Below are 6,550 nucleotides of genomic sequence, written 5' to 3'. Positions count from 1 at the left end.
GCGTCCACATCCAGAGCTTGAATCACATCAGACCGATTTTCCAAACAGGCTCTGAGCACCCAACCGTTCCTGGATACAAATTTGGTATTATTCATGGCATTCTTGTTATGCGATCGCATAACTATATGATTTATATATTTAATGTATACTCATCAACAATCGAGTAGGAATTATAAATAGAACTACCAAACGAATGTCCGGTTTTTCCAGTTCCCATCCGAAACCAGACATTCCGCTCCCCCCCCCCCCCCCCAAGCAGACCCACGACCAATCACGCCAGAGCACCCTCACCAAGGAACGGGTGATAAAACTCCACGCCCGCCCGGAATCAAATAAACCCGCAGTGGACGGCAACCCGGAGCGATGTCAGCATGGCGGGATGATCCCGACCTTCCCCTCCCTCACCTTTCCCCGCCCCACGGAAGCCAGCCTCGACGAAGGCTTCGGCGCCGTCGTCTCCCTGCTGGACGCGGGCGACCTCGCTGGCGCGCTCGCCCGTTTCGATACGGAGCGGCGGACGCTGGAAAGCTGGGCCTCGCTCGCTTATCTGCGCTTTTCTCAGGACACGACGGACGAGACCGCCAAGGCGGAGCGCGATTACGCGGACAAGATCGGCCCCAAGGCCACCGCGCATGAGGTCGCGATCAAGAAGCGGCTTCTGAACGACGTGGATCGGTCAGGGCTGGTGAATCTGGTCGGGCCGCATGTGACCAAGCTGTGGGAGAGCGACGTCACCACCTTTGACACCCGCATTGAAGCGGCGCTTGAGGAAGAAGCACGGCTTTCCGGTGAATACACCGCCTTGCTTGCCTCGGCGCGGATCACGATCGGGGACGCCACGGTCAATCTGTCTGGCCTTGCGCCATGGCTGGAGAACCCGGACCGCGCAGTACGGCACGAGGCCGAGACGGCACGCTGGGCCTTTTTTGCGGAAAATGGCGCGACGCTGGACGATCTTTACGATCGTCTCGTGAAATTGCGCCACGGAATGGCTACGACGTTGGGTTTCGACACCTACACGCCACTTGGCTATCGCAGGATGCGCCGGGTCGATTACGGCCCGACAGAAGTCGCACGTTTCAGGGACGATGTCCGCGCCCATGTCACGCCGCTTGTCGCACGGATTCTGGAAGACCGCCGTGTGGAGATGGGCTGGGACGCCGTGCGTTACTGGGACGAGAACTTCATCGACGCGCTCGGCAATCCGAAGCCTGCCGGGGATTACGATCTGCTGATCGCGCGCGCGCAGACCATGTTTGACAGGATGTCGGGCGGACTTGGTCCCTTCTTCCGCGACATGGTTGAAGGCGGCTATCTCGATCTTAAAAACCGCGACGGCAAGGCGGGCGGCGGGTTCTGCACGTCGTTCCCGAATGTCGGGATGCCGTTCATCTTCGCCAATTTCAACGGCACGCATGGCGACATCAACGTCTTCACGCACGAGATGGGCCACGCGTACCAGAACTGGCGCAGCCGCGACCAGCATGGCGTTGACGAATTATGGCCGACGATGGAGGCGGCGGAAATCAACTCCATGGGGCTGGAATTCCTGACCTGGCCGCATATGGAACTGATGGTCGAAGACGGCGCCGCCGATCGCTTCCGCCGCATGCATCTGATCGGATCACTCAGCTTTCTGCCTTATGGCGTCTGCGTCGATCATTTTCAGCATGAAATTTTCGCCAATCCGAACATGCTCCCTGCGGAACGCCATGCGCTCTGGCGAGATCTGGAAAAGCAATACATGCCATGGCGCGATTACGGCGATCTGAGCTATCCCGCTGCGGGCGGACGGTGGCAGGCGCAGGGTCACATTTACAAATCACCCTTTTATTACATTGATTATACGCTCGCGCTCTGCTGCGCGATGCAGATTTGGTTGCTGTCGCGGCGGGACGAGGCTGCTGCGACGACCGCGTATGAAGGCCTGTGCGCGCGCGGCGGATCTGCCGCGTTCACTGCGTTGATCGCGGAGGCCGGTCTAATCTCACCCTTCACCCCCGGCGCCCTAGCGGATGTCGTCAGGGAAGCAGCGCAATTTCTCGACACACCCGGCATGGAGGATCGACTTTAAAAACCGTCCGCCTGAGGGGTGTCAGGCGAATCTCACTCTCGCCGCCCTAAACCGGCTCGGATCTACGCGCAGCCTGTCCGATCAGACAGGTTACGCGACCGGGACGACGCTAACGCCGCTCCCTTAGCCCAAGCACCCCAGTCAGACCGACGCGAAGGGCCTTGACCACGGGCGTGGGCAACATACGCCGCAGAGCGATGAGCGCCCTTCTGGATGGCGGAAGTCCGGGACGCTCCAGATAGTGAGTATTCTGGCTACCGATCTCCACCGGATCATCGCTTTCTGTATAAAAATACGCGATCAGCGCTCGCCTCGTCCGACCTTCCGGAAGCGGGGCCGGATATCCGTGGGCCGCATCCTGAGACTGTCCCATGATCAGCGTCCGCCCCATGATCGGCGCCACCCTGACGTAGCACTTGCGCTCTTTCAGGTTCCATAGCTCAAGCTTGCCACCGTCTTCTTCCGTCCACCCCTCATTGAGATAAGTAATAAGCGCCACACGATTTCTCATCCCCGTCGTCGGATGGCGCTGGAAATCGACATGGACCTCAAAGTGTCCGTGTACGCCAGCTTCATGCAACCCGCCGCCATAGAGACTGAAATCGGGGAGAAGAGGGCCTACCCCCGTCACCCGCTCCATAAGCGTGATAAATTCCGCCGAGTACACAGCGCGAAAATATCGCGCAATTTCTTCAGGAAGCGACACCGGGTCGTCCAGCATGCGCTTGTTTTGAAGCGCCGTATGATGAGACGTCCAATCCGCGCGCGGAGCCGACGAAGCGTCTGAATTGACGGACGAAAGAAGGCTTCGTTCAAAGAAATCGTCGATAACCAGATGCGGGAACGGCACAGCGTCTCTATACGAACGCCGCCATTGCTCCAGCGTGTCGGTAGTCGGTGAACGCCAATCGGTGGTCACGGGCAAATCGCCTTCCTCCTTTCCGATCGTCGCAACCATCACAAATCATTTCTTCCGCGACGAGAACAAAACAATGCGCAGGGAGACAACCCGCCGCCAGCGGACTTTCAGCCGCTACAAAAGCAACAACATCAAGTACTACGTACGCACACGCTTTATATTTTCATATACAAGAAGAAACAAAGTCGACTGCGCTCTCGATTTACTGAAATATACACTTCAGGCACCAGATTACATTCGGAATGGACAGGAATTTCAGAGCCAACACTCAAGGAGGCGATCTCTGAGTTCCTGTTCGTTTCCGAACGATGTCTGAACAACCCATAAGCTTCTCAACGCATCGAGCGCAAGCTTTATAACAAAATATCGTTAATATCAATTTCACGTTAATAATTTGTTAAATATAACATACTGAAAAATATACAATATTTATAAAATATCTCAAAATTGGATCGTTAAAGTCACGTCGCGTATGACGGATCCTCGACGTCAAGAATACGTTTCATTTCTGCGAAATGTTCGCGGGAGAAATCAGTTATCCCTTCCCACGCGCGTGCGGTCTTTTCCGCGACATCTGCATCCAGGATTTTCAACGGCTGTCCGGTCGCATAAGCGTTCGCCAGAATCTGGCAGGCGCGTTCAAGGGTGTAGATGTCGTCGAAGGCCTCTCCAACATTCTCCGCCGTCACCAACACGCCATGGTTGCCCATCATCAGGCGTGACCGATCACCCAGCAGGTGCGCCAGCCGCTCACCCTCCGCCACCGTATCAGCCATGCCGCCGTAGTTCGTGTCTTGAGCAACGCGATTGAAGTAGCGCGCGGAATTTTGCTCTATCGGCAGAATTGTGGGGTCTTTGAGGCAAGCGATCGTCGTTGCGTGGATGGGATGCAGGTGCATCACAACCCGCGCCTTGGGAAGCAAACGGTGAATCTGGCCGTGAATGGACCAGGCGGTCGGATCGATATCGGGATGACGGCTGGACGCGAGGTCGTTTGCATCCAGCAACACAAGATCGCTCGCGCGGATACGCGAAAAATGTCTCCATTTGGGGTTGAGCAGAAACCAGCGTCCGTCCTCAGAGACGGCGGCGCTGAAATGATTCGCCACCGCCTCATGCAGACCCAGCTTCGCCGTGATCCGAAACGCCGCCGCGAGATCTATTCTGATACGCTGCTCATCGGTCATCGCGTCGGTACTCCTGTGCGTGGCTGTTGTTTCGACGTCGAACCATGACCAGGACGCCTGTCCGGGACAAACAGGGTTTTTATGGGTCAGGCTTCGTCAAAATATGTGCGCGACGTCCTGTTGTGGCAGCGACAAGCTTCGAAACCTGACGTCACGTCCACCTCGGATCTTACCCGCCGTCAGGCCTCCCTTCATCCACCTGCGCAATCGCCAGACGAAATCCCCCTTGCTGCGAGCAGAGGCAAAACATGGCTCACCATGAGCGGCGCAAGCGGAAGCGAGGTCGCATCCGACGCGGTCACCCAAAGCGCCTCCGCAATCTCGGCCGAAACCTTCGCCGTTTGCGCCGTACGAAAATGAAAGAGTTCCGCCGTCACGATCGCCCCGGCCTCATTAGCCGCTGGAGCGGAAAAAGAGCCCAACGGCGTGAGCGAGCGGTCGTCCGCGACAAACCCGACCTCTTCCGCCAACTCCCTCTTGAGCGCGTCAACAGGCAGCTCTCCCTTCTCGATTTTCCCGCCAGCAAGCATAAACCAGCTCGATCCGGCTTTCCTGACCACGAGCAGGCGCCCTGCGCCATCGTCTATGACTGCTGCGGCGATTTGTATGACTGGCGCGGCAAGATCACTCATAAACAGAAAAATCCTCTGTGATTCGGGACAATGATCATCGATACGACTACTGCGTCCAGAAAAGAAGCCGCAGCACATTCTCGGCCACAGCGATCCCACGCGGAGCCGTATGCCACGCCGCCGCAACCGGGTTCTTCGCCACCCTTATACTGCCAGTCCAATCCGACAGGGCCTGATCTGACTGCAAGCGTATCGCCCGCGAGCAGTCAGCAAACATCGCCGTCGGCACGAACGACCAATCCGGGCCGACGTGACAGTCGCGCCGAACCAACAGGGCCTATCCACGACACCAGACGAGCGAATACAAACGCCCCCATAACTATCATCACGCCGGAGAATCGTCGCAGTGTCCCGCGCCAGCCGCTTGCTAGACCTGCTTCAGGCCCTGCGCCGTCGTCGCTACCCCGTTACCGCCGCCACGCTCGCAAGTGAACTGGGCGTTTCGGCGCGCACGATCTATCGCGACGTCGGCACGCTGATCGCGCAAGGCGCTGCGATAGAGGGGGAGGCTGGCGTCGGCTACGTGCTCCGACGAGGATATCTTCTCCCACCCCTGCGTTTCACCGACGATGAACTGGATGCGTTGATTCTCGGCCTGCGCCTCGTCCGTCACCGCGACGACGAAGATCTGGAACGGGCGGCGGCCGACGCGCTCGCCAAGATTTCGGCGGTCCTGCCAGATACGCACGCGCACGAAGTCGAAACCAGCGGCATGCTCGCCGGACCGCCCGGGCGGAACGAAACGCCCTGCCTCAAGGTCATTCGACAGGCGATCCGCGATGAGATGAAATTGTCCCTGTGTTACACGGACAAAGAAGGAAACGCTACCGAACGCACGATCTGGCCTGTCGCCATCGGCTTCTTCGAGACCTCCGAGATGTTGGCCGCATGGTGCGAAAAACGCGCAGACTTCCGACATTTCCGACTGGACCGCATCGAGAGCGCCGTGCCGGGTAGCGAGCGTTACCCGCGACGGCGACGCATTCTGCTGGCCGAATGGCGCGCGCGAAAAGGAATCTCCATACCCTACTGACAGAAACTGTCTCTCACCTCCTCCAGATGGACGTCGTTCCAATCATCAGGAGACCGACCCGTGTTTCTCTCAACCTCTACTATTCTCTATGTGGACAATCCTGCCGCCAGCGCCGATTTCTATCATACCCTATTGCGGGTTGAGCCAGTCTGGCTTGCGCCGGGCTTCGTGCTCTTCAATCTGCCAGACGGCGGCCGCCTCGGCCTATGGAATCGAGAGAACGCCTTACCAGCGGGCGCCGACAGTGAGATCACGCTCACAACGGAAGACCCCGACGCGGTTCACAAGCTGTGGATCGAAGCAGGATACACGGTGATTCAGCCGCCGACCGATATGGCGTTTGGCCGCAATGTCGTGGTGGAGGATCCAGACGGGCACCGCCTCCGCGCGTTTCGCCCGGCGGCTGCATGAACGACGCTCTATGGGCCACAACCAGCCCGTCAAGCAGTCGCATTATGCCACGCCGATAAGTGACGTGGATCTCCGCAAAGCGTTTCAAAAGAAGCTCCAGACGCGAAACACCCGGCGTCGCGGTTTAAGTCGAATGTGATGTAGTGATTCAAAACAACATTACATTATTCGTAAACGAGAACATTGTGTGTTGGGGGGGGGGGGCAGAAGTAAAGTCTGCCCCTGAAAACGCATTTTTGCAAATAGAAGCAAAGGCCGAAGCCATGAAAATACAACCCCGAAACACCCCCAGAT

Annotated in this window: 7 protein-coding genes; 3 read left to right on the top strand and 4 right to left on the bottom strand. The window is 57.7% G+C overall.

The window, feature by feature from the left end:
- The first annotated feature begins 379 nt into the window (after positions 1–379).
- Complete coding sequence (locus tag J2D73_RS08345; RefSeq protein ID WP_207881147.1) at positions 380–2,074, top strand: M3 family oligoendopeptidase; 1,695 nt, start codon at positions 380–382, stop codon at positions 2,072–2,074.
- 109 nt (positions 2,075–2,183) lie between these two features.
- Here the strand turns inward: J2D73_RS08345 and J2D73_RS20725 are convergent, their stop codons facing one another.
- The 4 genes from J2D73_RS20725 to J2D73_RS08325 form a co-directional block, all read right to left on the bottom strand.
- Positions 2,184–2,993, bottom strand: a complete 810-nt coding sequence (locus tag J2D73_RS20725) for a 2OG-Fe(II) oxygenase (RefSeq protein WP_207881127.1) — start codon at positions 2,991–2,993, stop codon at positions 2,184–2,186.
- Positions 2,994–3,454: 461 nt separating this feature from the next.
- The gene (locus tag J2D73_RS08335; protein WP_207881126.1) at positions 3,455–4,180 is read right to left on the bottom strand and encodes a class II aldolase and adducin N-terminal domain-containing protein; all 726 of its coding nucleotides are present in this window, start codon (positions 4,178–4,180) and stop codon (positions 3,455–3,457) included.
- A 191-nt stretch (positions 4,181–4,371) separates the two neighbouring features.
- Positions 4,372–4,812, bottom strand: a complete 441-nt coding sequence (locus tag J2D73_RS08330) for an NUDIX hydrolase (protein WP_207881125.1) — start codon at positions 4,810–4,812, stop codon at positions 4,372–4,374.
- Between the two features lie 46 nt (positions 4,813–4,858).
- A complete protein-coding gene (locus tag J2D73_RS08325; protein ID WP_207881124.1) occupies positions 4,859–4,999 on the bottom strand; it encodes a hypothetical protein in 141 nt (46 codons plus the stop codon).
- 159 nt (positions 5,000–5,158) lie between these two features.
- On the opposite strand from J2D73_RS08325, the gene J2D73_RS08320 reads away from it, so the two are divergent.
- The gene (locus J2D73_RS08320) at positions 5,159–5,845 is read left to right on the top strand and encodes an HTH domain-containing protein (protein ID WP_207881123.1); all 687 of its coding nucleotides are present in this window, start codon (positions 5,159–5,161) and stop codon (positions 5,843–5,845) included.
- Positions 5,846–5,905: 60 nt separating this feature from the next.
- The gene (locus J2D73_RS08315; protein ID WP_207881122.1) at positions 5,906–6,256 is read left to right on the top strand and encodes a VOC family protein; all 351 of its coding nucleotides are present in this window, start codon (positions 5,906–5,908) and stop codon (positions 6,254–6,256) included.
- Positions 6,257–6,550 lie beyond the last annotated feature (294 nt).

The sequence above is a fragment of the Acetobacter sacchari genome, assembly GCF_017377715.1.
GTDB classification, from domain to species: domain Bacteria; phylum Pseudomonadota; class Alphaproteobacteria; order Acetobacterales; family Acetobacteraceae; genus Acetobacter; species Acetobacter sacchari.
The sequence above is the reverse complement of the archived record's forward strand: the minus strand, read 5'-3'. Positions and strand labels throughout refer to the sequence as shown.